This is a genomic window from Devosia sp. Micro-HW1 (genome assembly GCF_056341075.1).
Genome location: NZ_CP094375.1, coordinates 2,364,572 through 2,386,901, shown reverse-complemented (window position 1 = coordinate 2,386,901; position 22,330 = coordinate 2,364,572). Strand labels below are relative to the sequence as shown.

The following is a 22,330-nucleotide window of genomic DNA, read 5'->3' as shown; positions in this document are numbered from 1 at the left end:
GGAGCACCCGTTCTTGATCGAGTTTTCCGATGTGGGCCTGCGCTATGGCAACGGTCCCGAAATCCTCAAAGACCTGACCTTTTCGATCGAGCCGGGCTCGTTCCATTTCCTCACCGGTCCTTCGGGCGCCGGCAAGACCAGCCTGTTGCGCCTGCTGCTGCTCTCGGTCCGCCCCAGCCGCGGCAAGGTCACCATGTTCGGCGAGGATGTGGGCAATCTCGACCAGGATAGCCTCCTGCAGATGCGCCGCCATATCGGCATCGTCTTCCAAGAATTCCGCCTGCTCGACCATCTGACGACCTTCGAGAATGTTGCCCTGCCGCTGCGCGTGCTGGGGCAGCCGGAAAGCGAATACCGCCCCAATGTCACCGAACTGCTCGAATGGGTGGGACTGGGCGAGCGCATGCATGCGCTGCCCACCCTGCTCTCGGGCGGCGAGAAGCAGCGCGCGGCCATTGCCCGTGCCGTGATCGCGCGGCCCAAGGTGCTGCTCGCCGACGAGCCCACCGGCAATGTCGACCCGGACCTGTCGAGCCGCCTCGTGCACTTGTTTGCCGAGCTCAACCGCACGCTGGGCATGACCATCATCCTGGCCACCCACGAATTGCCCCTGCTCGACCGCTTCCCTTATCCGCGCATGGTCCTCAACAAGGGGGAGCTTGCCATCCATGATTAGGCAATGGCTGTCCAAACTCCCGCGCCGCAGCGGCGGGGCGCCCATCGTGCCCGAAAAGAGCGTGGCCGGCCGCACCCTGCTGCTGCTCGTCACCATCATGGCCTTTCTCTCGGCCGTGACTCTGGGCGGTGTGGTGCTGGTGCAGAAATCGGCCATTGCCTGGTCTGCCGATGTGGGACGGGAGCTCACCATCCAGATCCGCCCGGTCGAGGGCGAGGTGATGGAGAGCAACCTGCGCACCGCCGTGTCGCTGGCCCAGTCCACGCCGGGCGTGGCCGGCGCGCGGGCGCTGACCGTGGAGGAAAGCCAGGCCCTGCTCGAACCCTGGCTCGGCGCCGGGCTCGATCTCTCGGCCATCGAAATCCCACGCCTTGTCGTGGTGCAGCTCTCCGACCCGGCCGAGGCCGATATCGAGCAGTTGGAGCGCAATCTCACGGCCATCAAGGGCGCCAGCCTTGATACCCATGCCGCCTGGCGGCAGCAGCTCAACACCATGGCCGGCACGGTCGTGCTCTCGGGCGTGCTGGTGCTGGGGCTGATCGGCGTCGCCACGGTTCTGGCCATCGTCTTTGCGACGCGCGGCGCCATGGCCACCAACCGCGAAATCGTCGACGTGCTGCATTTCATCGGCGCCTCCAACAAGTTCATTGCCGGCGAATTCCAGGGGCGGTTCCTGTCCATTGGCCTGCAGGGCGGCTTCCTTGGCGGCCTCCTGGCCATCCTGTTCTTCCTGCTCATCAGCGCCGCTGCCGGCAGTGTCCTGCCCAGCGAAGCGACGGCCCAGGTCGGGGCCCTGTTCGGCACCTTCCTTCTCGGCTGGGACGGGGTGATCGTCATCCTCCTCATCGTGCCGGTCATGGCGGTCCTCACCGCCGTCACCTCGCGCCAGACCGTCCGCCGCTATCTGAGCGAGGCCTCCTAGGGCCTCGCCAAGCGGCGCGCGCCCGGCTATGAGGGTCAGAGGGCAGTCAACAGGCGCAAACCGGTTTGTTTGCGCCACAGCCCCGGCCGTCGGGCGGAGGACCATATGTCGATCAAGGCCGCGTTTCAGGCGCTCCGCACCGCACTGTTCTACCTGATCTTTCTGGGGCAAACGGTGATCTGCGCCATCCTGGCGGGCACGGTTGGCATAATCTTCGGACGCACGCGCTTCGGCTGGGCCATTGCCCGCTGGTGGTGCTGGTCCAATATCCAGTACCTCAAGCTGACCGGCATGGGCACCCATGTCGAGGGCGCGGAAAACATCCCGCCCGGCGGCTGCATCATCGCGTCAAAGCACCAGTCCGACTGGGACATCTTCGCGATTTTCCCCCATACCGGCCGGCCCGCCTATATCGCCAAGAAGGAGCTGATGCGCATTCCCTTCTTCGGCTGGGCCGCCCATTCGCTCGACTGTATCGAGATCGACCGTCAGAAGGGCGCCCAGGCCATCCCGGCCATGATCGAGCAGGCCAAGGCCGCCATCGGCCGCGGCTGCCGCATCGTCATCTACCCCGAGGGCACGCGTAAACCCGTGCTGGCGCCGGCCGAATACCGCCAGGGCATTGTGCGCATGTATACCGAACTCAATGTGCCCGTCGTGCCGGTGGCGCTGAATTCGGGCCTCTTCTGGGGCCGCAACAGCCTCATCATCTGGCCCGGCACGGCACGGGCCAAATTCCTGCCTGCCATCGAGCCGGGCCTCGCCCCGGAAGTCTTCCGGCAGCGTCTGCATGACGTGATCGAAGCCGAATCGACCCGCCTCACCCTCGAGGCCATCGACCAGGGCATCGGCAGGCCGCTCGACGATCGGCTGCGGGCACGGGTCGAGGCCGTGCGCGGCTCAACCCACTAGATATTGACGGAACTGGCGAACAACCCCATAGATGTAGGGTTCGCCTGCCGAGGCAGTTGACGCAGGGCAGGTTTTGTTCTAATTTTGTTCTTCTTCTGGGATGCAGGGGGAAGGTCATGGTGTTCGAGGGCAATGTTCAGCGCGTGGCGATGCGCAAGCCTGGCCTCAGCCATTGGCTCGGCCAGTCCGGCCGCGACTATGCCCTCAGCGCCGAGAATCTCGACAGCTTCGCCATGGCCGAAGGCGATCTCTATGTGATCGCCAAGGGCAGGCAGGTGCTCTGGGTGGGATCCACCGAGGATCTCGTTGCCGACCCGATGAGTCGCAGGCGGTTTCGCCTGGCGCTCGATTGCGCCAGCAATGTCTTCCGCATGCCCGCCCCTGAAAATCGTCTCACCACGATCTGGGATCTTGAACAGGCCGTTCCGGCACCGCCTTCAGTGGCTCAGGCCGCCTGACCGGCGCCTGTTTCGGGCGGGGCATCTCCCTCCAGCGCGCGCGCCAGCGTCATCAGCGCCTTGTCGCGGATGCCCAGCTGCATCAGGTGATGGGCGGTATTGAGCACATAATCGACATTGCGTCCGGAAATGCCGACGCCGGCCCGGATCATGGCCAATTGCTGCTCGACACTCAGCGGCCCGGCAAACTGCTCGTGGGTTTCGTCCACCACATAGGTGAGGGCTTTGACATGCCTGCCATCGGCCAGCGTCACCGGCCGCCAGACGTCACGATAGACCGAGGTGACGAGCTCGCGCGCATCGAGATAGGCCCGCGCCTCGGGCCAGGCCTCGGCGCCCACCTCGAACACCATGCCGCGGCACGAGCCGCCCCGCGTCAGCCCGAAGACCAGCCCCGGAATATCGCGCGTGCCACGATGGTGATGGGAAATGATCGAGAGCGAGCGATGGGCGCCGCGCAGCAGCCCCAGCTGGGCGCTGAGGAAGGAAAAGCCCGGATTCCAGATCAGCGAACCATATCCAAAGACCCAATGCCGTCCATCGGGATCGACGTCATCCATTCCATTCGCCATAGCGCAACCACTTTCCTCGCTAGGCTAGCGCCGCGCATCGGGCCCGGCAAGCAAGAGCCGCGCATGTCTGATGCACGGCAATAGAGCGCATGCAAACCCGCTTCTGACAGCGCGTCGCCAGAGGTATGAAGAGGCTATGAAAAAACGAATCATCATCCTGGGCAGCCTGGTCCTGCTCGTCGTTCTGGCCTGGACTGCCGGCTGGTTTTTCATCGCCGGGCAGGTGCGCCAGCAGGTCGAACGCCTGGCCCTGGGCGATGGCGAAACCAGTCCGCAGCTGCAATGCGGCACGCTCGGCGTGAGCGGCTTCCCCTTCCGCTTCGACATCGACTGCACCGATGCGACGCTGGTTTCGGCGGACATGATGGTCGAGCTGCCGGGCATCCGCGCCAGCGCCATGGCCTGGCGCCCCACCCATATCCTGGCCTCTGCCATGGGCCCGGCCCGCGTCTCGGACGCCTTTACCGGGCTCCGGCAGGCCGTCTCCTGGTCCGATCTCGAGGGCAGCCTGCGGCTCGAGGACTGGCGCATTGCCCGCCTGTCGCTGCAGGCCAGCGACCTCGCATGGTCCGACCAGCTCTTTGGCGATACCCTGATCGCCAGCGCGCCGCAGGCCGAACTGCACCTGCTCGACATGCCCGAACAGCACGATGCAGAAACCGGCCGCTCGGCCCTGGCCGGCTATTTCAGGGTCTCCGATCTCGACGTATCAGGCATCGCCCTTGCCGACACCAATGCCGAGGTGGAGCTTGAGCTGACCGCCCTGCCCGACGATGTCAGGGACTGGGGCCTCGTGCCCTTCCTGCCCGACTGGCAACAGGCGGGTGGCACGCTGCGCGTCGTCGGCATCCGCGCCAATGACGGGGTAGCCGACCTCAATGCGACGGGTGAATTGCGGCTCGATGGCACCGGCTATCCTACCGGCAGCATCGCCGTGGATTCGCTCGGCGTGGCCGACCGCATTGGCCCCTATCTCGAAGAACCCTGGCGCACCCTGGTCCTGGGCGTGCCCGGCGAAGACGGCCGGCACAAGAACCAGCTCAATTTCGGCGGCGGCGCCCTGTCCTCGGGCCTCGTGCCGATCGCCCAGCTGGCGCCGCTGTTTTAATTCTTCTCCGATCGGGGAGCAGAATGTGCGTCTGCTCCAGGCCGCGCCACTCGCCACTCCGCCCTTGGGCTCGACCCGAGGGCCCGTATCAACGCCCCCGCTGCTGACCGTTTGTCCGTGGAAGGTGGCCCTCGGGTCAGGCCCGAGGGCGGGCCGGTGGTTGGAGATCACGCGCCAGCCATTCAGGCGTTCAAGCATCATCTCCGCCGCCATGGTCGCGGACGACCGTGACTTCCGGCACCGGCGGGCTCTCGTGCGGGCGACCGAAATCGGGGGCGGCGGTTTCCTGGCCGGCATTGATGATCGAGCGGCGGATGGCGCGGGTGCGGGTGAACATGGCTTCGAGTGCCGCGCCATCGCCATTGCGCACCGCCCGCTGCAGCACAGACAGGTCCTCGTTGAAGCGCCCCAGCATTTCGAGCACGGCTTCCCTGTTGGTGAGGAAGACGTCGCGCCACATCACCGGATCGGAAGCGGCGATGCGGGTAAAATCACGGAAACCGGAGGCCGAGAACTTGATCACCTCGGACTGGGTGGCGGTTTCGAGATCGGCCACCGTGCCCACGATATTGTAGGCGATTAGATGCGGGATATGGCTGGTAATGGCCAGGACCATGTCGTGATGGGCCGCATCCATGCATTCGACCTCAGACCCCATCGCCTGCCAGAAGGCAGCCAATTTGTCGGTATCGGTCTGCGGGACGCCCGGGACCGGGGTCAGCACGCACCAGCGCCCGGCAAACAGCTCGGCAAACCCGGCAGAGGGCCCGGAATGCTCGGTGCCGGCAATCGGGTGGCCGGGAATGAAACTGACGCCCTGGGGCACATGGGGGCCAACGACCTTGACCACATGCTCCTTGACCGAGCCGACATCGGAGAGGATGGCGCCAGGCGCCAGATGCGGACCGATCATCTCGGCCAGCGCCCCATAGGCGCCCACCGGCGCGCAGAGGATGACGAGATCCGCCCCGCGCACCGCCTCGGCGGCATCGAGCGTGTAGATGTCACCGAGCTTGAGTTCGCGTGCCTCGTCGAGCGTTTCCTGGCGCCGCGTGGCAATGGAAATGACGTCCACCAGCCCCTGCCGCCGCGCCGCCAGGGCGATGGAAGAACCGATGAGGCCGATGCCGACCAGAGCCAGCTTCTTGAAATGCACGCTCATGCTGCCGCATCCATGGATTTGAGAATGTGTACCACGGCCCGCATCGCCTCTTCTGAGCCGATGGAAATCCTCAGGGCCTGCGGAATGCCATAGGAGACGCCGATTTCGCGCACGATATAGCCGCCAGCGGCCAATGCCTCGAAAGCCCGGGCCGCCGTTTCGGAACTGTCGAACAGCACCATGACGAAATTGGCCTGGCTGGGCACGACCCGCACGCGGTTGCCCGACAATTCCGACGTCAGCCAGTCGCGCCATTGAGCATTGTGCTCCCTGAGGCGCGCGGTGAAGTCGACATCGCGCGCCGCCGCGGCCCCCGCCATCTGCGCCGGCAGGTTGACGTTGAACGGCCCGCGAATGCGATTGATGGCATCGACGACGTGATCGGGACCCACCATCCAGCCGATACGGGCGGCAGCCAGGCCCATTTTCGAGAAGGTGCGCACCATGACGACATTGTCGTGGGCCTCAACCAGATCGAGCCCCACCGAATAGTCGGCGGCAGTGACATATTCGGCATAGGCGCTGTCGATGACGAGCAAAATGTCGGGGCGCAGCCCGGCATGCAAGCGCGCCACTTCGGCGCTGGTGAGGTAGGTGCCGGTGGGATTGTTGGGATTGGCCAGCCAGATGACCTTGGTCCGCGCGGTGACGGCCGCCAGCAGCGCATCGACATCGGCGCGATACTCCATCTCGTCGACCATGACAATGCTGGCGCCGGCGGCCTTGGTGATGATTGGATAGACCGAGAAGCCATAGCGGTTCATCACCGCCTCGTCGCCTTGCCCGAGATAGGTCTGGGCCAGCAGGTGCAGCAGATCATCGGAGCCATTGCCGCAGACAATGCTGTTGGGATCCACACCATGCACTTCGCCCAGCGCCTCGCGCAGCACGCGCGACGAGCCCTCGGGATAGATTTCAAGATGCGCGGCTGCCTCGATCATGGCGGCTAGTGCCTTGGGGCTGGCACCGAGCGGGGATTCATTGGCCGAGAGCTTGACCGACTTGCTGCCCGGCTTGCCGGACTTGCCCGGAAGATAGGGCGCAATGTCGAGAATGCCGGGCTGCGGAACGGGACGGCTGGGAGCGGTCATGACGCACTTCGTGACAGGCAGGAAAACCGCGCGGACCATAGTGAAAGGTGGGGGGAAAGGCAAAGCCTGTGTGAGCCCTTCTTTCTAGTCGCCCGCCCCCTTGAGGGCAGGGTAGTGAAGCTCGGCGAAACTGGACAGGGAGTAGGAGCCTGTGCCGCCGGTGCGCGGAAAGAGTTCACCCCACCCTCAATTCCTCCCCATCAAGGGGAGGGAGGCGCAGGCATCAGTCACTGGTGTTCATCGTCTCCCTCCCCCTTGTGGGGAGGGATCAAGGGTGGGGGGATGCCTCAGCACAACGCCAACTGAGAGTGCCCCGCGGGTCGAGCCCAAGGGCAGAACCGCTTTGGCGACGCTGCCCTACCCGCTGCGTGCCGTGGCCGTACTCAGCCCCGGCACGCGGACATAGCGGGCTTCGCGCTTGCGGCGGGGGATGGCAGGAAAAGCCTCCTTGCGGGCACGGATGCAGATGACGCCGCTCATGGCCGGTCCGAAAACGCGGCCGAAGCGCTCGAAGAAGCGCGGATATTTGAGCACCAGCCGCGACTGGAAGGGCGGCAGGAACAGCGCGTCGCGCCAGGCCTCGGGCACGAAGGAATGATCGCGCAGCAGCTTGTCGAGCTGGCCGCCCGAATAGGGATTGCCCTGGCCGAAGGGGGTATTGTCGCGCTGCGCCCAGATGCCCCGCCGGCGCGGCACGACGATCAGCAGGTGGCCATTGGGCGCCGTGATGCGCCAGAGCTCGCGCATCAGCTCCTCGGCATCGGCGACATGTTCGAGCGCGTGGACGACAACGGTCATGTCGACCGCCGCATCGGTCAGCGGCATTTCGAGCGGATCGCAGAGGACGGTGCGCGATGGACCCTCACGCGGCCAGGCCGAAGCGCCCTGTCGCTCCGGCATGAAGGCGAGGACCCGTTCGGCAGGCTCCAGCGCAAAGCGCAGATAGGGCGTCGCAAAGCCCAGGCCCAGCACCCGCTTGCCCTTGAGGTCGCCCGCCAGGGTGATGACCTGTTCGCGCACCAGGGCCCGGGACAGGCGTCCCAGCGGAGACTTGTAATATTCGATGAGGCGGACAACATCGGTCATGGCGCGACCTTGCCAAAGGCACGTGAACTTGTCCAATCCGGCATTGTCTTTGCCGCCCCCGATCCCTAGCTTGCCGGCGACTTGAAAGAAGGAGACATGAAGATGGGCCTTATCGTGGACGTCTTTGCCGCCCGCAGCGACAATTTTGGCTACCTGGTACATGACCAGGCCACCGGCCGCACCGCCGCCATTGACGCACCGGAAGCCGGCCCGATCCGCAATGCCCTGCTTCATCGCGGCTGGACCCTCACCGACATCTTCATCACCCATCACCATATCGACCATGTCGAGGCGATTGCCGAGCTGAAGGCCGCCTTCGGCGCCCGCGTCGTCGGCCCGCGCGCCGAGGCCGACAAGATCGATGGCCTCGACGAACTGGTTGGTGACGGCGACGTGATCGAACTGGGCGACAGCCGCTTTGCCGTCATCGCCACGCCGGGCCACACGCTGGGGCATATCGTGTTCTACAATGAGGACGGCGGTCATCTGTTTTCGGCCGACGCACTCTTTTCCCTGGGTGTCGGCCGCATGTTCGAGGGCACGCCGGGCCCGATGTGGGAGGGCGTCAAGCGCCTGCGCGACCTGCCCGACGCGACCCTGGTCTATTGCGGCCACGAGTATACCCAGAACAATGCGAAATTCGCCCTCTCCATCGACCCCGACAATGCGGCCCTCAAGACCCGCGCCGCCGAGGTGGACCAGCTGCGGGCGGCGGGTCGCCCCACCATCCCGTTCAATCTGGGCGAGGACAAGAAGGCCAACCCGTTCCTGCGCGCCGATGCACCGGAACTGGCGGCCCATTATGGAATTGAAGGCGCCGATCCCGCCGAGGTCTTCGCAGCCATCCGCAAGGGCAAGGACAATTTCTGACCGCTGGCAAACGCCACACGCCATGAGGGCCGCTCCGCAAGGGGCGGCCCTCAGACATTTGCCTGTGCACCAAATCCTCTTTGGGATCGAAATATCTTAACGAAACGTTACCATCTGGCACGGTGATTGCCCCTTAGGGGGTATAGACCCGCAAGGCCTGTGCCATTCCGGCACAGGACGGGCCAAAATGGTACAGACCATGTCCGATCTGGCACAAAGCGAAACAATCCGGGCGGCCCTGCCCCTGTCGCAGGACCCCGCGGGACCGCGGCCGTCGCTGGCTTTTTCGGCCCCGTCAGCCGCCTTTGTCAGCCAGCTCATCGCCGCCCGGGCCCATCTGCCCATCCAGCGCGCCCGCCGCATCGGCACATCGGAAGGCGCGGCATGCGCCTATGGGCAGACGGCCAAGCTCACCCAGCGGCGGATGCCGCAGGGCTATCGCAAGACCATTGTCGCCTGAGAAAGACCTGACCGGCGTCAGTTCATCGACACGTCGCGGCTGGCACTGGTGATCGAGACGGTAAAGCCCGCCACCACGTCGATGAGGCTCATCACCATCAGGAGGAAGAAGACCGAGCTGGAGGCGGCGCCCACCAGCAGGAATTCGACGAGGAAGACCACGAAAACCACCATGGACAGCATGTGCTCGACGATCGAGGAGCGCGCCGTATTGGTGGATTTGAGCACTTCGACAAACAGCAGCATGACCCCGACCACCAGGAGGAAATCCCCCGCGGTGATGGCCCAGGGCATGCCTGAGGGCATGGGCAGCGAGAACAGGCCCGCACCCCAATTGGCCGGATTGCCGCCAAAAAAGACCAAGACCACTAGATTGTAGAGCACCAGCGGCACGGCCAGCAGCGGGAAGATGAACCCATTGCTGCGCGGGCGCACGGCATGGGGGTGGGGTACCATGACGGTTTCGGTCACGTGTCGGGCCTCCGGTTCGTGGGGTCACCATGCCAGAGGATCCTCCCATGCGGAAGGGCTTGTCGAAGCAGCACGGGCTGGAACGTCGCATCCTTGCCGGCCATTGTCAGGCAGGCACCAAGCGAGGAGGACGACCCCATGGCCCAGGCCAAGAACACGATCTGCATCTGGTATGACAAGGACGCCGAGGCAGCGGCCAGTTTCTATGCCGCCACCTTTCCCGACACCCACGTGACCAGCGTCCACCGCGCGCCCAGCGACAATCCCTCGGGCAAGGCGGGCGAGGTGCTGACGGTTGAATTCACCGTCATGGGCATTCCCTGTATCGGCCTCAATGGCGGCCCGGCCTTCAAGCATTCCGAAGCCTTTTCGATGCAGATCGCCACCGAAGATCAGGCGGAAACCGACCGCTACTGGGACGCCATCGTCGGCAATGGCGGCGAGGAAAGCATGTGCGGCTGGTGTAAGGACAAGTGGGGCATATCCTGGCAGATCACGCCGCGCGCCCTGTCCGACGCCATGGCCAAGGGCGGCGAGGCCGGAAAGCGCGCTTTCGAGGCGATGATGGAAATGAAGAAGATCGACGTGGCGAAAATCGAGGCGGCGGTTCGCGGCTAGCAGGTCGCGGCTGAGCCAAAGGTTGTGATGGAACGCCATGGCCGGGAGGAGTCTTGTCCCAGTCCCTTTAGTCAGCATTGATCTGGTCATGCTTTTCGATTCCGAACGTGCCCTGGAAGAGTTCATCAGGGACCCCGCCTTTCCCTGCGTCGGCGCCAAGTCGGCGCTGGGGAAAGGCCAGCTCAGGACCTATGTCGCCCGCAGCATCGACAGCGCCTGGAACGATGTCGATATCCACGATCGGCTCATGCAGTTCGCCTGGGACTACAAGGAACAGCCGGCGCTGTTCACCAGCTTTGCGGTCATTTTCGAGGGCCCGCTGGACCTCGGGGAGGCCGAGTTCGAGCAGTTCTTGTGGGCTCGCGTGCAATCGCTGACGGAAAAGGACAGCTGGCGCGGCCAGCCGCCCGATCCGCGCGTCAGCACCGACCCCGACGACCCGCATTTTTCGCTGAGCTTTGGCGGCGAGGCATTCTTTGTCGTGGGCCTGCATCCCCATGCCAGCCGCCCGGCGCGGCGCTTCGCCCATCCCACCATGATCTTCAATCTTCACGACCAGTTCGAGACATTGCGCGAGCAGAACCGCTACGAAAAACTGCGCAGCTCGATCCTCGAGCGCGATATCGATCTGGCCGGCGATATCAATCCGATGCTGGCGCGGCACGGGACGGTTTCGGAGGCACGGCAATATAGCGGTCGCGCGGTTTCCGACGAATGGGCCTGCCCCTATCACCGCGGTGAGGCGAGGCCCGAAGTGGTTGATCCCTTGGCCGAGCGGGAGGATCTGTGATGGCAGTCGAAATCCCGCCGCGCTCCGGTTCGGCCTTCGAACTATCGGCCGGGCAGATCCTCACGGTCATCGATCCGCTGGGTGGTCAGGTTGCCGACCTGCTGGCGATTTCACCCGCCGATACCCGGGAAATGATCTCGTCGGGACGGACTCTCGACTATGCCGAAACGATTTACCTGACGACCGGCAACAAGCTCTATTCGAACCGCTCCAATGTGATGCTGGAGATCGTCGAGGACACGGTGGGGCGGCACGACTTCTTGCTGACGCCATGCAGCGAGGCGACATTCCGGCTTTGCTACGACAATGAACCGCCCCATCAGGGCTGCCATGGCAATCTCCATCATGCGCTGGAGCCGTGGGGGATCGCCGAGGACGCGATCCCGGTGGCGTTCAACTGTTTCATGAACGTGCCGGTGGATGGCGAAACGGGGAAATTCAAGGTCCTCCCGCCCCTGAGCAAGGCGGGAGACTATATTCGCTTCCGGGCGGCGATGGATCTGGTGATCGGATTGACGGCGTGTTCGGCACCGGCCAGCAATGGCGGGAGCTTCAAGCCCATTCACTATCAAGTGGAAGGCTAGCTGGCATGGGCAGCCATCACCCCACCCCGGCCCCACCCCATCAAGGGGAGGGATCAAGGGGTGGGGGCACAACAGGCGCCGAGAAGCGGCGCCAGACTTACTTCTTGAGCTTGAGCGGTCCGACCATCTGTTCGGGCTTCACTTCGGCGTCGAACTCCTCGGCGGTGAGCAGGCCCAGCGCGATGGCGGTTTCCTTGAGGGTGGAACCGTTCTTGTGCGCGGTCTTGGCGATCTTGGCGGCATTGTCGTAGCCGATCTTGCGGTTGAGCGCGGTCACCAGCATCAGCGACTGGTCGACCAGCTGCTTGATGCGCTTGTGATCGGGCTCGATGCCGATGGCGCAATTGTCGTTGAACGACTTGGCCGCGTCGGCCAGCAGGCGCACCGACTGCAGGAAGTTGTAGGCAATGACCGGCTTGAAGACGTTGAGCTCGAAATTGCCCTGGCTGGCGGCAAAACCGATGGCGGCGTCATTGCCCATCACCTGGGCGACGACCATGGTCATGGCCTCGGACTGGGTCGGATTGACCTTGCCCGGCATGATGGACGAGCCCGGCTCGTTTTCCGGAATGGTGATTTCACCAAGGCCGGAACGCGGGCCGGAGGCCAGCCAGCGCACGTCATTGGCGATCTTCATGAAGGCTACGGCGAGCTGCTTCAAAGCCCCGGACGTGCCGACAAAGGCGTCGTGGCCGGCGAGCAGCGCAAACTTGTTGGGGCCGGTGACGAAGTCGCGGCCGGTCAGATCCGCAATTTCCTTGGCCACGGCCACGGCATAATCGGGGTGGGCGTTAAGGCCCGTGCCGACGGCGGTGCCGCCCAGCGCCAGTTCCTTCAACTGCGGCATGGTCGCCTTGATCGCGGCCATCGCATAGTCGATCTGGGCCACCCAGCCGGAGATTTCCTGGCCCAGGGTCAGCGGCGTCGCGTCCTGCAGATGGGTGCGGCCGATCTTGACCACATCCATGAACTCTTCGGACTTGGCATTGAGCGTGTTGCGCAGCAGTTCGACGCGCTCGTAGAGATAACCCTCCACCGCCTCGACCGCCGCGATATGCATGGCGGTGGGATAAGTATCGTTGGACGACTGGCTCATATTGACGTGGTCATTGGGATGGACAGGCTTTTTCGTGCCCATCGTGCCGCCGGCCATTTCAATGGCGCGGTTGGAGATGACCTCGTTGACATTCATGTTGGACTGGGTGCCCGAGCCGGTCTGCCAGACCACCAGCGGGAAATGATCGCCGAGCTTGCCCGAGATCACCTCGTCGGCGGCAGCAACGACCAGATCGCGGGTCGCTTCGTCCATCAGGCCAAGCTTGTGATTGGCCAGGGCCGCGGCCTTCTTGAGAATGCCGAAGGCGGTGATGATCTCGGTGGGCATCTTCTCCCCGCCGATATCGAAATTCATCAGGCTCCGGGCGGTCTGCGCACCATAGTATTTATCGTTCGGAACCTCGATCTGGCCCATGGTGTCCGATTCGACGCGCGTGCTCATATTGCCCTTGGCTCCCGGTTTGGCCGCATACATTGGCGGCGGAAAAACAAAACGGCCGACCCTTGTGGGGGCCGGCCGTCGAAATATCAGAAAAAGCGCATCAGCGCCCGCTCGCCTTTCGGCTTAGTTCTTTGCCGCGAGGATCTGGCGACCGCGATACATGCCGGTCTTGAGATCAACGTGATGCGGACGGCGCAGCTCACCCGAATCCTTGTCTTCGACATAGGTGGGGTTGGCAATCGCGTCGGCCGAACGGCGGAAGCCGCGCTTCATCGGCGAGGTCTTGCGTTTTGGCACTGCCATGGTCGGTACTCCGAAATTCAAAATCGTTGCGCCGCCGAAAGCGGCCAGAGACGGGTCTCTCTGCAGGATTGGTGGGGTCTATAGAGGAGAACGGCGGGCTTGGCTAGGGGTTTTTGCGCCAGTTTTCCCCGCTCGACCGCACTATAGCGCCAATTGCCCATTCTGGCCCACGCAGCTGGCCCGCTCGCCATATTGGCGGGCCCGGTCCTCGACAATGGCCGCGACCCGCACAAGCCCCGCATTGGGACGGGCCGGATTGCGCAGGATCGGGTTGGGCAGCGTGACGGCCAGGAGGCTCGCAGTTTGCCAGTCGAGGTTTTGCGGCTCGCGCCCGAAAGCGCGCAGCGATCCTGCGGCGACGCCGAATTCGCCATCCGGCCCCCATTCGGCGATGTTGAGATAGATTTCCATGATCCGCCTCTTGGGCAGGACGAGATCGATATAGAACGCCAGCGGCACTTCCAGCGCTTTTCGCACCGCGCTCTGCCCATTCCAGAGGAAGAGATTGCGCGCTACCTGCATGCTCAGCGTCGAAGCGCCGCGCGCCTCGCGTCCGGCAAGGTAGTTTTCGACCTCCTCGCGCAGCGCCACCAGGTCAACCCCCCAGTGACGGCAGAATTGTCCGTCCTCGGAGAGGATGATCGACGCCTTCAGCCGATCCGAGACATCGTCGATATCGCGCCAATGACGGGTGACGGTCTGGCCGGTCAGCATGCGCGACAGCATGGGCACCGAAACCGGCTGCATGACGAGATAGAGCGGGGTCAGCACCAAAGGAATAGTGACCAGCACGGCGAGGATGCCGAGCGGAATGCGGATGATCCGCCAGAGGGTTTTCTTGCGCCGGGGCATGGGTGCTGTGTATCGGCATCGCCGTTGCAGGCCAAGGCCCCAACCTTGATCCTTCTCCCCTCAAGGCTCTCCACCGGAGAGACTTGCCCATTGGGACGGGTCGAAGCCCACAAGGGGGAGGGAGACGATGAACTCCGTCATTCGCCCCTGCGCCTCCCTCCCCTTGATGGGGAGGGAATGAGGGTGGGGTGAACCGGGGCGCAGAGGGGGATTGCCCCGCCTCCTTCGGCGGGCTAGCAACAGACCCATGTATGACTTTTCCGCCGACAGTGCCGATTGCGCCCGTTCCGTCGAGGCCGGGCTTTCCGACTATCTGGTCGCAGCCCGCCTGTCCGGTCCCGGCCCGGCATCGGACCGTGTGGTCGCGGCCATGCGCCATGGCAGTCTTGAGGGCGGCAAGAGACTGCGGCCGCTCCTAGTGCGACAAGCGGCGGCAATCTTTTCGGTACCGCGCGACCAGAGCCTGGCCGCCGGCCTCGCCGTCGAAATGGTGCATTGCTATTCGCTCGTGCATGATGACCTGCCGGCCATGGACGACGACGATATCCGGCGCGGCCGCCCGACGGTCCACAAGGCTTTTGACGAAGCCACGGCCATCCTTGCCGGCGATGCGCTGCTGACCCACGCCTTTGCGGTGCTGGCCGACCCCGCCACCCATGCCGATGCCCATGTGCGCATCCGCCTTGTCGCCGAACTGGCCGCCGGCAGCGGCACGGGCGGCATGGTTGGCGGGCAGATGCGCGACATCGAAGGCGAAACCAGCGGCTTCACGGAAGTCGAGATCGCCGTGATGCAGGCGATGAAGACCGGGGCGCTGATCCGCGCTGCCGTGCGCATGGGCGCCATTCTCGGCGGCGCCGAACCGCGGGCGCTGTCGGCGCTGACCGCCTATGCGGAGGCGGCCGGCCGCGCCTTCCAGCTGGCCGACGATATTCTCGATGTCACCGCCACGCCCGAAGCCATGGGCAAGGCGACCGGCAAGGATGCGGCCCTGGGCAAACAGACCGTGGTGGCACGGCTGGGCGTCGACGGCGCCCGCAAGATGCTCGACGCCACGGTCAACGAAGCGCTGCTGGCTCTGCGCACCTTTGGCCCCAAGGCCGATGGCCTGCGCGCCACCGCCCGCTATTTTGCAGCCCGGGAGAAGTAGCATGGCGTCGCTGGTCGCCGTCTGTATCGGCAAGGCCGAGCATATCGAGGGTTATGCGCCCCTGACCGGCATCAACAAGCGCCCGGCTTCCGGCCCGGTCCGGATCGGTGAGCTGGGCATTGCCGGGGACGCCATTGTTGAGCGCAAGCATCACGGCGGGCGCGACCAGGCCATCTATGTCTATTTTCAGGACGATTATGACTGGTGGGCCCGCCAAGGCGTGACGCCATCTCCGGGCCTCTTCGGCGAGAACCTCGTCATATCAGGCGCGGCCAGCGCCACTACTGCCATTGGCGACCGTTTTGCCATCGGCGATTGTCTTCTGGAAGTGAGCTATCACCGCACGCCCTGCATGACCTTCGCCGCGAAAATGGGCGACAAGTTCTGGGTCAAGCGCTTCCACAGGGCTAACCGGCCTGGCGCTTATTGTCGTGTACTGAGGGCGGGCAGCGTCGAGGCCGGTGACGACGTCGCCATCACGCCCTATGCGGGCGAGCGCATCACCGTGTCCGACCTGATGGAATTCGATGTCATCAAGGACATCCCGCTCGACTTCATGCGCCGTGCGGTCACCACGCCGATCCGCGAAAAGACACGCTTCAAATATGAAACGCGACTGGCGGATCTGTTTTGAGCCTCCTTGCTCCCATCCCAACCACCGTCCCGCCCTCGGACTTGATCCGAGGGCCAGTTGCCAGTTCCGCAGTCGTTTCGACTGCTCCTCGGGTCCAGCCCGAGGACGGCGCAGTGTGTTTTGATCTCTCCGTTTTCAGGACCATTTCATGAGCCTTGCCTCCGTTCGGACCGATCTCGCCGCCCGCGCGCCTGACCTTGCGGTCATCGTCACCGACCATTCCACCGCGACAGTGCAACTGGCGGCCCAGGTGCATGGCGTGGAGCCGGGCCAGATCGCCAAGACGCTCTGCATCCGCGTCAAGGACGAGGAAGTGCTGCTGGTGACGCGCGGCGATGCCAGGCTCGACAATCAGAAGTCCAAGAGTGCCTTTGGCGGCCGTCCGCGCATGCTGGGGCCGGAAGACGTTTTGCGTTTGACCAGCCATCAGGTGGGCGGGGTTTGTCCATTCGGCCTGCCCGCGCCGCTGCCGATCTATCTAGACAGCTCGCTGAAGGTCTATGACCTCGTCATCCCCGCCGGTGGCGATACGCATGCCTCGGTCAAACTCAGCGTCGACAGGCTGGCCGACCTCTGCGGCAATAACTGGGTGGATGCGTGCCAGCTCCCGGAATAGCGAGCGCGAAAGCCTTCATCCGGGAGCGCATGGTGCTGCGCGCCCTGCCCTTTCAGCCGGACATTTCCATTTACATGCCCACCCCGCAAAGCGGGCTCAATGCCTGGCTTGCCGGCGAGGGCCTCGATGACCACCCGCCCTATTGGGCCTATGCCTGGGGCGGCGGGGCGGCGCTGGCGCTCTATCTGCGCGATCATCCCGAGGTGGTTGCCGGCAAGACAGTGCTCGATTTCGGGGCCGGCTCGGGTCTTGTCGGCATTGCCGCGGGCAAGGCCGGAGCCGGGGCGGTAATGGCTTTGGAACCCAACCCGATCGGACAGGTGGCGCTGGCTCTCAATAGCGAGGCAAATGGCGTGGAACTGACATTATGGGACAGGCCGGGCCTGCCCAAAGTGGACGTGGTGCTGGCCGGCGATGTGTTCTACAGCGCCGAGGTCGTGGCCGAGACCCTGCCCGTGCTGACGCAGCTCAGGCAAAGCGGCGCCAATGTGCTGGTCGGCGATCCGTTCCGGAAGGACCTGCCGCTGGACCGGCTTGCGCTCGTGGCGCGCTATGCCGTGCCGGATATGGGCGGCCCGCACCCGGTCGATGCCGCAATCTTTGCCCTGCGCCCCGGGCATATCGGAAATGCCCCATGAACCTTGCCCCCCGCGTCGGGAGGTCCTATATCCCCGGCCAAGCGAGGACGGCCTCCGCCACTATGGGCACAGCGTTCGGGACGGCCCGGAATTCACCAAGGGGAATTCCATGCGCACCACCGCTGATCGTATCCGCCACGCCATTTCCTTCGAGATCATCGGCATCCTGGTCGCGACGCCGCTGGCCGCCTTTGCCTTTCACCTGCATGCCGGCGACAGCGCCGTCATCGTCGTGGGCAGCGCCACCGTCGCCATGCTGTGGAACTATGTCTACAACCTCGTCTTCGACAAGACGCTGAACCGCTTTGCCGGCACGACGCTGAAATCGGGCCCGATCCGGGTGCTGCATGCGGTGCTGTTCGAGATCGGCCTCCTGCTCATGCTGATGCCGCTGATCGCCCTCTATCTCGGGATTACGCTGTGGCAGGCCCTTGTCATGGATATGGCCTTCGCCCTTTTCTACATGGTCTATGCGCTGGTCTTTAACTGGGCCTATGACCGCATCTTCCCGCTGCCCGAATGGCAACAAAATGCGTGATTGCGGAATTAGGGCAGGTAGATCAACAGCCAAGGACAGACCATGCTGAAGCCGCTCGCCCTGATCGCCCTTACCCTGGCCGGAATCGGCGGCGCTTCCGCCGCCTCCGGCGACGCCTGGGCCGAATTTGCCGCCGAGGGCGAAGAGGCCTGCCGCACGGCGACAGCCGACTATCTCACCCATGCCAGTGTCGTGGTCGATCCGTTCGGCAGCGAGAGCTTTGGCCTCGCCATTGTCTCAAACCAAGCATCGAGCATTGTCTGTGTTTTCGACAAGCAGAGCAAAGCCGTGGAGATCGGTGGCGAACTGCCGGTCACGGTGACGGCCACCGAAACGCCTGCCACCTAGCCCGGCAATCGCGCCAGCAAGGCCGCGCTGTCGGCCGCAAAGGCAACGGCGCGGTCATTTTCCTGCATCACCGCAAATCCCAGACGCCGATGCAAGCGCAGGGAGGCTGCGTTGTTGCGCCGGACATGGCTTTCGAGCCGGACCGCGCCGATGTGCCGGATGAGGCTCGCCATTTCCCGGCCAAGCGCAGCCGTCACGGGCGCAGTGCGACAATCGGGATGGATGGCCAACCCACCGACAAACCAGCTGTCGCCATCCGGAAGCGGCCAAAGATAGCCATAGGCGACCAAGGCTCCGTCGCGGTGAACCGTTACCCATTCCGAGCGCGGTATGGATTGTTCGAGCGCGACACGATGCGCCTCGGCATCCAGCGGCCCGCCCTCGGGCGCCTCGAGGCAGAGAAGGTCCAGCGCCAGCACCTCGTCCACCTCGGGTCTCATCCCAGGTGGCCGGTCCATTTGAGGACGCCGAGCACGATGATCAGCATGGCCAGCCAGAACAGGCGGCGTTGGTTGCGCTCGGTCATTCCGCGGCGTTCTGCTTGCCGGTGCCGAACTTGCGCTCGATATAGTCGGCGACCATGACCTTGAACTGGTCGGCCACGTCGGCACCGCGCAGGGTCGCGACCTTCTCGCCATCCACGAAAACCGGTGCAGCCGGCGTCTCGCCGGTGCCCGGGAGCGAAATGCCGATATTGGCGTGCTTGCTTTCCCCCGGCCCGTTGACGATGCAGCCCATCACCGCCACCGATAGCGTCTCGACGCCGGGGTAGCGCTCGCGCCATTCCGGCATGGAGGTGTTGAGGTGATCCTGGATATCCTTGGCCAGCGTCTGGAACGTGGTCGAGGTGGTCCGCCCGCAACCGGGGGCAGGCGGCAACCACCGGCAGGAACTGGCGGAAGCCCATGGTCTGCAGCAATTCCTGCGCCACCTTGACCTCGGTGGTGCGGTCGCCGCGGCTCGGGGGTCAGGGAAATGCGGATCGTGTCGCCAATGCCCTGCTGCAGCAGAATGCCCAAAGCCGCCGAGGAGGCGACAATGCCCTTCGATCCCATGCCCGCTTCGGTGAGGCCCAGATGCAGCGCATAGTCGCAGCGGGCCGCCAGATCCTGATAGACCGCGATCAGGTGCTGGACGTCGGAAACCTTGGTCGAGAGCAGGATTTGGTTGCGCCGCATGCCCAGCTCCTCGGCGCGCGCCGCCGAGAGCAGAGCCGACTGGATGATCGCCTCGCGCTGTACCGCAGCCGCCGAAATCGGCGCAGACGAGGCAGCATTCTCGTCCATCAGTCTTGTGAGCAGTTCCTCATCGAGCGAGCCCCAGTTGACGCCGATGCGCACCGGCTTGTCATACTTGTTCGCGATCTCGATGAGGGTCGCGAACTGGGTATCGCGCTTGGCCTTGAAGCCCACATTGCCCGGATTGATGCGGTATTTCGCCAGCGCCTCGGCACAGGCCGGATGGTCGGTGAGCAGCTTGTGGCCGATATAGTGGAAGTCGCCCACCAGCGGCACGTCATAGCCCATGAAGGCGAGGCGGTCGCGGATGATCGGCACGGCGGCCGCGCTCTCATCCCGGTCGACGGTGATGCGCACGATTTCCGAACCGGCGCGGGCCAGTTGCATGACCTGTTTCACCGTCGCGTCGATATCGGCCGTATCGGTATTGGTCATGGATTGCACGACCACGGGAGCGCCGCCGCCCACCATGACGCCACCGACATTGACACCCACCGATTGCCTGCGCGGCGCTGGACCGGCCATCTCTAACCTCGAAAATCGCTTCCTCTTGGGAAATAGGCTTTCCCTCTACACCTGGCAACCGGACATTGGCATGACGGGATGCGCCATTTCGTGATCGGGCCGATCTTGAATCGGCGTTCAGCGGGGCCATTTTAGGGTCATGATGAACATGCTCCTCCCCCGCCTGATCCTGTTCCGCAAGGAAGTCGTGCTGCTCTGGAAGGCCTTCTGGGCCCCGCAGACGCCCTTCTATCTGAAGGCCGCAACGCTGTTTGCCGCCTTCTACCTGGTCAATCCGATCGACATCCTGCCCGATCTCATTCCGGTCCTGGGCTGGGTCGACGACATCGTGCTGGTGCCGATGATGGTGAGCTGGATCGTCTCGCGTCTGCCGGTCCCGGCAAAGGCTTATGCCGGCAAATATGGCCCGACGGTGGATGGCCGCTCGCGCCGGCTGTAGCGGTCCGGCGCCGATTTGACTTTGCTGGTGATATGGCCATGATGGCGCCCATGAACGCCTTTCCTGCACCAGACTGCCGCTTTTTGACTCGCCTCAGCCAGGCAGGCTGATCGCCTGGTGTTGCCACCTGCCCCAGGGCAAGCGCGACACCAGGTTTGCTGAACAGTTTTCCAAAAATGTTCCGGCATGCCCGCTCCATGCGCCTTGCGCAGGGAGGCCTCGGCATGCCCCAGCAAGGCGACAGAGATGACCTTCAAATATTCCGTAACCCTGCCGATCAGCGGCAGCCACAAGCTCAACCGCTTCCGCGCCTGGGCCGACACCAACCTGCCCGCGCTCAGCTACAGCCTGCCGCCCCAGACCCCCATCAAGACCGAGACCATGACCATCCGCCTGCGCTCGGTAGAAGACCGGGCGCTGGTGCTGCAGACCCTTGCCGCAACGCCGCTGGCCTGAGGGAGGGACACAAAGTGCAGATCCTGCGCTATTGCCGGTCCTGTACCGGCCCGCGCCCCCGGGCGGCTCGCCGCTGTCCGTGGTGCCATCGGCCCTATGGCATGCCGGCAGGTCCACCTGAACACCTGTTTGCCAGTTTCGAGCGCAAGGCTGGGCCCACCCAAGGAGGCACGTCATGACCACGATTTCGCTCGCTGACTGGACCCGATCGCCCGACATCGTCATGGGCAAGGACGAGCACAGGCGCCTGACCATCGTGGCGCTGACCGATCTGGGAGAGCGCGGGGACAATACCGATTTCCTGCTCTACGAGCTCGATCGCGCCACGCTCGTGCCCGACAGCATGCTGCCCTGCGATGTCGTGCGCCTCGGCTCCATGGTGCGCTATCGGCCCGTGCCGGGCCTCGAACGGATGGTGAAACTGGTCATGCCCGACGGTGCCGCGGGCGGGGAAGGCTATCGTCTCTCCGTCACTTCGGAACATGGCGCCGCCCTGATCGGCACCCGCCCCGGCCATATCATGGCCTGGCTGAGCCCCGACGGCACGATGCAGCGGCTCGAAGTGATCAAGGTGGCCAATACCGGTCCGACACCGCCCGAGCCGGACGACGACCCGGGGCCACGGGCGGCCTGAACGCGAAAGGCCCGGATTGGTCCGGGCCTTTCAATCCACCCGCTTCGCCTGGCCGGCGCGAAAACTGATCCAGACGAGATAGGCCTCGATGGCGCCAAAGAGCGCAATGGGGGCAATGGCGCCGGGCCAACCCGCCTGTTCGTAGCCAAAGCGAGCCACCGCGATCAGGAGGATCACCATGGTCATGGCCATGCCCACGAGCCCCGGCGTGCGCCATTCAAAGCTGCGGTGATAGCCGACCCAGAAGACGAAGCGCAGGGCGATCCATACCACTGCCGTGGCGGTGACAGCGCGCAGATCCTCGCCCGATTGCGCCTGCCAGGCCACAAGCAGCAGCGTGGGAATGAAGATCACCAGCTGTTCGAGCGTATTCTGCAGGTAGCGCAGATTGACCTTGAGTCGGGCGCTTTCCGCTCCTGCCAGGGGGTTGATCGCTGGCGTGAACAGGCGCTCATGCGCCACCGCCTCGACGCCGCTGAAAAGGGTCAGCAGGGTCGCCACCCCCAGCCAGCCCAGGGCAAAGCCGATCCGGTTGATCGGCTCCTCGGCCCCAGCAAGGGGTGGCGTCAGAACATAGAGCGCGACCCAGGCGCCCAAAGCGAGCGGCACGACAAGCGCGATGCTCGCCAACATGCGACGGCGGCTGGCAGCGACATCAATGTCCCCGCCCGCCGCCATTTTC

Annotated in this window: 29 protein-coding genes and 1 pseudogene; 19 read left to right on the top strand and 11 right to left on the bottom strand. The window is 64.4% G+C overall.

The window, feature by feature from the left end:
• The first annotated feature begins 13 nt into the window (after nucleotides 1-13).
• The 4 genes from ftsE (at nucleotide 14) to MQW79_RS11350 (ending at nucleotide 2,968) form a co-directional block, all read left to right on the top strand.
• Complete coding sequence (gene ftsE, locus MQW79_RS11365; protein ID WP_476584590.1) at nucleotides 14-676, top strand: cell division ATP-binding protein FtsE; 663 nt, start codon at nucleotides 14-16, stop codon at nucleotides 674-676.
• Nucleotides 669-1,598, top strand: coding sequence for a cell division protein FtsX (locus MQW79_RS11360; RefSeq protein ID WP_476584589.1), 930 nt, complete (start codon nucleotides 669-671; stop codon nucleotides 1,596-1,598). The genes ftsE and MQW79_RS11360 overlap by 8 nt, the downstream gene beginning before the upstream one ends.
• A gap of 105 nt (nucleotides 1,599-1,703) precedes the next feature.
• Nucleotides 1,704-2,510 (top strand): lysophospholipid acyltransferase family protein, encoded by an 807-nt coding sequence (locus MQW79_RS11355; RefSeq protein ID WP_476584588.1) that lies wholly within the window; start codon nucleotides 1,704-1,706, stop codon nucleotides 2,508-2,510.
• Nucleotides 2,511-2,626: 116 nt separating this feature from the next.
• Complete coding sequence (locus MQW79_RS11350) at nucleotides 2,627-2,968, top strand: hypothetical protein (protein ID WP_476584587.1); 342 nt, start codon at nucleotides 2,627-2,629, stop codon at nucleotides 2,966-2,968.
• Here MQW79_RS11350 and MQW79_RS11345 read toward each other — a convergent pair.
• On the bottom strand, nucleotides 2,956-3,528 hold the full coding sequence (locus MQW79_RS11345; protein WP_476584586.1) for a gamma-glutamylcyclotransferase: 573 nt from the start codon (nucleotides 3,526-3,528) through the stop codon (nucleotides 2,956-2,958). The two genes, MQW79_RS11350 and MQW79_RS11345, sit on opposite strands and share 13 nt — an antisense overlap.
• A gap of 148 nt (nucleotides 3,529-3,676) precedes the next feature.
• On the opposite strand from MQW79_RS11345, the gene MQW79_RS11340 reads away from it, so the two are divergent.
• A complete protein-coding gene (locus MQW79_RS11340; protein ID WP_476584585.1) occupies nucleotides 3,677-4,648 on the top strand; it encodes a DUF2125 domain-containing protein in 972 nt (323 codons plus the stop codon).
• Nucleotides 4,649-4,838: 190 nt separating this feature from the next.
• Here the strand turns inward: MQW79_RS11340 and MQW79_RS11335 are convergent, their stop codons facing one another.
• The 3 genes from MQW79_RS11335 to MQW79_RS11325 form a co-directional block, all read right to left on the bottom strand.
• A complete protein-coding gene (locus MQW79_RS11335) occupies nucleotides 4,839-5,810 on the bottom strand; it encodes a prephenate/arogenate dehydrogenase family protein (protein ID WP_476584584.1) in 972 nt (323 codons plus the stop codon).
• Complete coding sequence (hisC, locus tag MQW79_RS11330; RefSeq protein ID WP_476584583.1) at nucleotides 5,807-6,901, bottom strand: histidinol-phosphate transaminase; 1,095 nt, start codon at nucleotides 6,899-6,901, stop codon at nucleotides 5,807-5,809. The genes MQW79_RS11335 and hisC overlap by 4 nt, the downstream gene beginning before the upstream one ends.
• A 357-nt stretch (nucleotides 6,902-7,258) precedes the next feature.
• Complete coding sequence (locus MQW79_RS11325) at nucleotides 7,259-7,987, bottom strand: class I SAM-dependent methyltransferase (protein ID WP_476584582.1); 729 nt, start codon at nucleotides 7,985-7,987, stop codon at nucleotides 7,259-7,261.
• A gap of 102 nt (nucleotides 7,988-8,089) precedes the next feature.
• Between MQW79_RS11325 and gloB the strand changes: the two genes are divergently transcribed.
• Both gloB and MQW79_RS11315 read left to right on the top strand, forming a co-directional pair.
• Nucleotides 8,090-8,857 carry a hydroxyacylglutathione hydrolase gene (gene gloB, locus MQW79_RS11320; protein WP_476584581.1) on the top strand — a complete coding sequence of 256 codons (768 nt, stop codon included), beginning with the start codon at nucleotides 8,090-8,092 and terminating at the stop codon, nucleotides 8,855-8,857.
• A gap of 187 nt (nucleotides 8,858-9,044) precedes the next feature.
• On the top strand, nucleotides 9,045-9,317 hold the full coding sequence (locus tag MQW79_RS11315; protein ID WP_476584580.1) for a hypothetical protein: 273 nt from the start codon (nucleotides 9,045-9,047) through the stop codon (nucleotides 9,315-9,317).
• Between the two features lie 17 nt (nucleotides 9,318-9,334).
• Here MQW79_RS11315 and MQW79_RS11310 read toward each other — a convergent pair whose 3' ends face one another.
• Complete coding sequence (locus tag MQW79_RS11310; protein WP_476584579.1) at nucleotides 9,335-9,787, bottom strand: hypothetical protein; 453 nt, start codon at nucleotides 9,785-9,787, stop codon at nucleotides 9,335-9,337.
• A 138-nt stretch (nucleotides 9,788-9,925) separates the two neighbouring features.
• On the opposite strand from MQW79_RS11310, the gene MQW79_RS11305 reads away from it, so the two are divergent.
• From MQW79_RS11305 to MQW79_RS11295, 3 genes are all read left to right on the top strand, one after another.
• Nucleotides 9,926-10,405 carry a VOC family protein gene (locus tag MQW79_RS11305; protein WP_476584578.1) on the top strand — a complete coding sequence of 160 codons (480 nt, stop codon included), beginning with the start codon at nucleotides 9,926-9,928 and terminating at the stop codon, nucleotides 10,403-10,405.
• A gap of 88 nt (nucleotides 10,406-10,493) precedes the next feature.
• Entirely contained in the window at nucleotides 10,494-11,195 is a 702-nt protein-coding gene (gene gntA, locus MQW79_RS11300; protein ID WP_476584577.1) for a guanitoxin biosynthesis heme-dependent pre-guanitoxin N-hydroxylase GntA, read from the top strand.
• Nucleotides 11,195-11,779, top strand: coding sequence for a DUF1989 domain-containing protein (locus MQW79_RS11295; RefSeq protein ID WP_476584576.1), 585 nt, complete (start codon nucleotides 11,195-11,197; stop codon nucleotides 11,777-11,779). Before gntA ends, MQW79_RS11295 begins: the two co-directional genes overlap by 1 nt.
• A 97-nt stretch (nucleotides 11,780-11,876) precedes the next feature.
• Here the strand turns inward: MQW79_RS11295 and fumC are convergent, their stop codons facing one another.
• From fumC to MQW79_RS11280, 3 genes are all read right to left on the bottom strand, one after another.
• Nucleotides 11,877-13,277, bottom strand: coding sequence for a class II fumarate hydratase (gene fumC, locus MQW79_RS11290; protein ID WP_476584575.1), 1,401 nt, complete (start codon nucleotides 13,275-13,277; stop codon nucleotides 11,877-11,879).
• Nucleotides 13,278-13,400: 123 nt separating this feature from the next.
• Nucleotides 13,401-13,580 carry a 50S ribosomal protein L32 gene (gene rpmF, locus MQW79_RS11285; protein WP_086471861.1) on the bottom strand — a complete coding sequence of 60 codons (180 nt, stop codon included), beginning with the start codon at nucleotides 13,578-13,580 and terminating at the stop codon, nucleotides 13,401-13,403.
• Between the two features lie 141 nt (nucleotides 13,581-13,721).
• Nucleotides 13,722-14,432, bottom strand: coding sequence for a transglycosylase domain-containing protein (locus MQW79_RS11280; protein WP_476584574.1), 711 nt, complete (start codon nucleotides 14,430-14,432; stop codon nucleotides 13,722-13,724).
• A gap of 247 nt (nucleotides 14,433-14,679) precedes the next feature.
• Between MQW79_RS11280 and MQW79_RS11275 the strand changes: the two genes are divergently transcribed.
• The 6 genes from MQW79_RS11275 to MQW79_RS11250 all read left to right on the top strand — a co-directional run bounded on the left by MQW79_RS11275 (nucleotide 14,680) and on the right by MQW79_RS11250 (nucleotide 18,356).
• On the top strand, nucleotides 14,680-15,582 hold the full coding sequence (locus MQW79_RS11275; protein WP_476584573.1) for a polyprenyl synthetase family protein: 903 nt from the start codon (nucleotides 14,680-14,682) through the stop codon (nucleotides 15,580-15,582).
• A 1-nt stretch (nucleotide 15,583) separates the two neighbouring features.
• On the top strand, nucleotides 15,584-16,216 hold the full coding sequence (locus tag MQW79_RS11270) for an MOSC domain-containing protein (RefSeq protein ID WP_476584572.1): 633 nt from the start codon (nucleotides 15,584-15,586) through the stop codon (nucleotides 16,214-16,216).
• 148 nt (nucleotides 16,217-16,364) lie between these two features.
• Entirely contained in the window at nucleotides 16,365-16,832 is a 468-nt protein-coding gene (locus MQW79_RS11265) for a YbaK/EbsC family protein (RefSeq protein WP_476584571.1), read from the top strand.
• 29 nt (nucleotides 16,833-16,861) lie between these two features.
• Nucleotides 16,862-17,470, top strand: a complete 609-nt coding sequence (locus tag MQW79_RS11260) for a class I SAM-dependent methyltransferase (RefSeq protein WP_476584570.1) — start codon at nucleotides 16,862-16,864, stop codon at nucleotides 17,468-17,470.
• Between the two features lie 109 nt (nucleotides 17,471-17,579).
• Nucleotides 17,580-18,008, top strand: coding sequence for a PACE efflux transporter (locus MQW79_RS11255; protein WP_476584569.1), 429 nt, complete (start codon nucleotides 17,580-17,582; stop codon nucleotides 18,006-18,008).
• 42 nt (nucleotides 18,009-18,050) lie between these two features.
• Nucleotides 18,051-18,356: a hypothetical protein gene (locus MQW79_RS11250; RefSeq protein ID WP_476584568.1), complete on the top strand. Its 306-nt coding sequence runs from the start codon at nucleotides 18,051-18,053 to the stop codon at nucleotides 18,354-18,356.
• Here MQW79_RS11250 and MQW79_RS11245 read toward each other — a convergent pair.
• Entirely contained in the window at nucleotides 18,353-18,796 is a 444-nt protein-coding gene (locus MQW79_RS11245) for an N-acetyltransferase family protein (RefSeq protein ID WP_476584567.1), read from the bottom strand. The two genes, MQW79_RS11250 and MQW79_RS11245, sit on opposite strands and share 4 nt — an antisense overlap.
• Before the next feature lie 82 nt (nucleotides 18,797-18,878).
• A pseudogene (gene ispG, locus MQW79_RS11240) lies at nucleotides 18,879-20,119 on the bottom strand (flavodoxin-dependent (E)-4-hydroxy-3-methylbut-2-enyl-diphosphate synthase).
• A gap of 148 nt (nucleotides 20,120-20,267) precedes the next feature.
• Between ispG and MQW79_RS11235 the strand changes: the two are divergent.
• The 3 genes from MQW79_RS11235 to MQW79_RS11225 all read left to right on the top strand — a co-directional run bounded on the left by MQW79_RS11235 (nucleotide 20,268) and on the right by MQW79_RS11225 (nucleotide 21,648).
• Entirely contained in the window at nucleotides 20,268-20,558 is a 291-nt protein-coding gene (locus MQW79_RS11235; RefSeq protein ID WP_476584566.1) for a YkvA family protein, read from the top strand.
• Nucleotides 20,559-20,804: 246 nt separating this feature from the next.
• The gene (locus MQW79_RS11230) at nucleotides 20,805-21,014 is read left to right on the top strand and encodes a hypothetical protein (protein WP_476584565.1); all 210 of its coding nucleotides are present in this window, start codon (nucleotides 20,805-20,807) and stop codon (nucleotides 21,012-21,014) included.
• A gap of 175 nt (nucleotides 21,015-21,189) precedes the next feature.
• The gene (locus MQW79_RS11225; RefSeq protein ID WP_476584564.1) at nucleotides 21,190-21,648 is read left to right on the top strand and encodes a GreA/GreB family elongation factor; all 459 of its coding nucleotides are present in this window, start codon (nucleotides 21,190-21,192) and stop codon (nucleotides 21,646-21,648) included.
• 30 nt (nucleotides 21,649-21,678) lie between these two features.
• Here MQW79_RS11225 and MQW79_RS11220 read toward each other — a convergent pair whose 3' ends face one another.
• Nucleotides 21,679-22,326 carry an MAPEG family protein gene (locus MQW79_RS11220; RefSeq protein WP_476584563.1) on the bottom strand — a complete coding sequence of 216 codons (648 nt, stop codon included), beginning with the start codon at nucleotides 22,324-22,326 and terminating at the stop codon, nucleotides 21,679-21,681.
• Nucleotides 22,327-22,330 lie beyond the last annotated feature (4 nt).

Bases quoted from the DNA above. Each gene is read 5' to 3' on its own strand.
- MQW79_RS11360 (WP_476584589.1), top strand. From the start codon at position 669: ATGATTAGGCAATGGCTGTCCAAACTCCCGCGCCGCAGCGGCGGGGCG.
- MQW79_RS11355 (WP_476584588.1), top strand. From the start codon at position 1,704: ATGTCGATCAAGGCCGCGTTTCAGGCGCTCCGCACCGCACTGTTCTAC.
- MQW79_RS11350 (WP_476584587.1), top strand. From the start codon at position 2,627: ATGGTGTTCGAGGGCAATGTTCAGCGCGTGGCGATGCGCAAGCCTGGC.
- MQW79_RS11345 (WP_476584586.1), bottom strand. From the start codon at position 3,528: ATGGATGACGTCGATCCCGATGGACGGCATTGGGTCTTTGGATATGGT.
- MQW79_RS11340 (WP_476584585.1), top strand. From the start codon at position 3,677: ATGAAAAAACGAATCATCATCCTGGGCAGCCTGGTCCTGCTCGTCGTT.
- MQW79_RS11335 (WP_476584584.1), bottom strand. From the start codon at position 5,810: ATGAGCGTGCATTTCAAGAAGCTGGCTCTGGTCGGCATCGGCCTCATC.
- hisC (WP_476584583.1), bottom strand. From the start codon at position 6,901: ATGACCGCTCCCAGCCGTCCCGTTCCGCAGCCCGGCATTCTCGACATT.
- MQW79_RS11325 (WP_476584582.1), bottom strand. From the start codon at position 7,987: ATGACCGATGTTGTCCGCCTCATCGAATATTACAAGTCTCCGCTGGGA.
- gloB (WP_476584581.1), top strand. From the start codon at position 8,090: ATGGGCCTTATCGTGGACGTCTTTGCCGCCCGCAGCGACAATTTTGGC.
- MQW79_RS11315 (WP_476584580.1), top strand. From the start codon at position 9,045: ATGGTACAGACCATGTCCGATCTGGCACAAAGCGAAACAATCCGGGCG.
- MQW79_RS11305 (WP_476584578.1), top strand. From the start codon at position 9,926: ATGGCCCAGGCCAAGAACACGATCTGCATCTGGTATGACAAGGACGCC.
- gntA (WP_476584577.1), top strand. From the start codon at position 10,494: ATGCTTTTCGATTCCGAACGTGCCCTGGAAGAGTTCATCAGGGACCCC.
- MQW79_RS11295 (WP_476584576.1), top strand. From the start codon at position 11,195: ATGGCAGTCGAAATCCCGCCGCGCTCCGGTTCGGCCTTCGAACTATCG.
- fumC (WP_476584575.1), bottom strand. From the start codon at position 13,277: ATGAGCACGCGCGTCGAATCGGACACCATGGGCCAGATCGAGGTTCCG.
- rpmF (WP_086471861.1), bottom strand. From the start codon at position 13,580: ATGGCAGTGCCAAAACGCAAGACCTCGCCGATGAAGCGCGGCTTCCGC.
- MQW79_RS11280 (WP_476584574.1), bottom strand. From the start codon at position 14,432: ATGCCCCGGCGCAAGAAAACCCTCTGGCGGATCATCCGCATTCCGCTC.
- MQW79_RS11275 (WP_476584573.1), top strand. From the start codon at position 14,680: ATGTATGACTTTTCCGCCGACAGTGCCGATTGCGCCCGTTCCGTCGAG.
- MQW79_RS11270 (WP_476584572.1), top strand. From the start codon at position 15,584: ATGGCGTCGCTGGTCGCCGTCTGTATCGGCAAGGCCGAGCATATCGAG.
- MQW79_RS11265 (WP_476584571.1), top strand. From the start codon at position 16,365: ATGAGCCTTGCCTCCGTTCGGACCGATCTCGCCGCCCGCGCGCCTGAC.
- MQW79_RS11260 (WP_476584570.1), top strand. From the start codon at position 16,862: ATGGTGCTGCGCGCCCTGCCCTTTCAGCCGGACATTTCCATTTACATG.
- MQW79_RS11255 (WP_476584569.1), top strand. From the start codon at position 17,580: ATGCGCACCACCGCTGATCGTATCCGCCACGCCATTTCCTTCGAGATC.
- MQW79_RS11250 (WP_476584568.1), top strand. From the start codon at position 18,051: ATGCTGAAGCCGCTCGCCCTGATCGCCCTTACCCTGGCCGGAATCGGC.
- MQW79_RS11245 (WP_476584567.1), bottom strand. From the start codon at position 18,796: ATGAGACCCGAGGTGGACGAGGTGCTGGCGCTGGACCTTCTCTGCCTC.
- MQW79_RS11235 (WP_476584566.1), top strand. From the start codon at position 20,268: ATGCTCCTCCCCCGCCTGATCCTGTTCCGCAAGGAAGTCGTGCTGCTC.
- MQW79_RS11230 (WP_476584565.1), top strand. From the start codon at position 20,805: ATGACCTTCAAATATTCCGTAACCCTGCCGATCAGCGGCAGCCACAAG.
- MQW79_RS11225 (WP_476584564.1), top strand. From the start codon at position 21,190: ATGACCACGATTTCGCTCGCTGACTGGACCCGATCGCCCGACATCGTC.
- MQW79_RS11220 (WP_476584563.1), bottom strand. From the start codon at position 22,326: ATGGCGGCGGGCGGGGACATTGATGTCGCTGCCAGCCGCCGTCGCATG.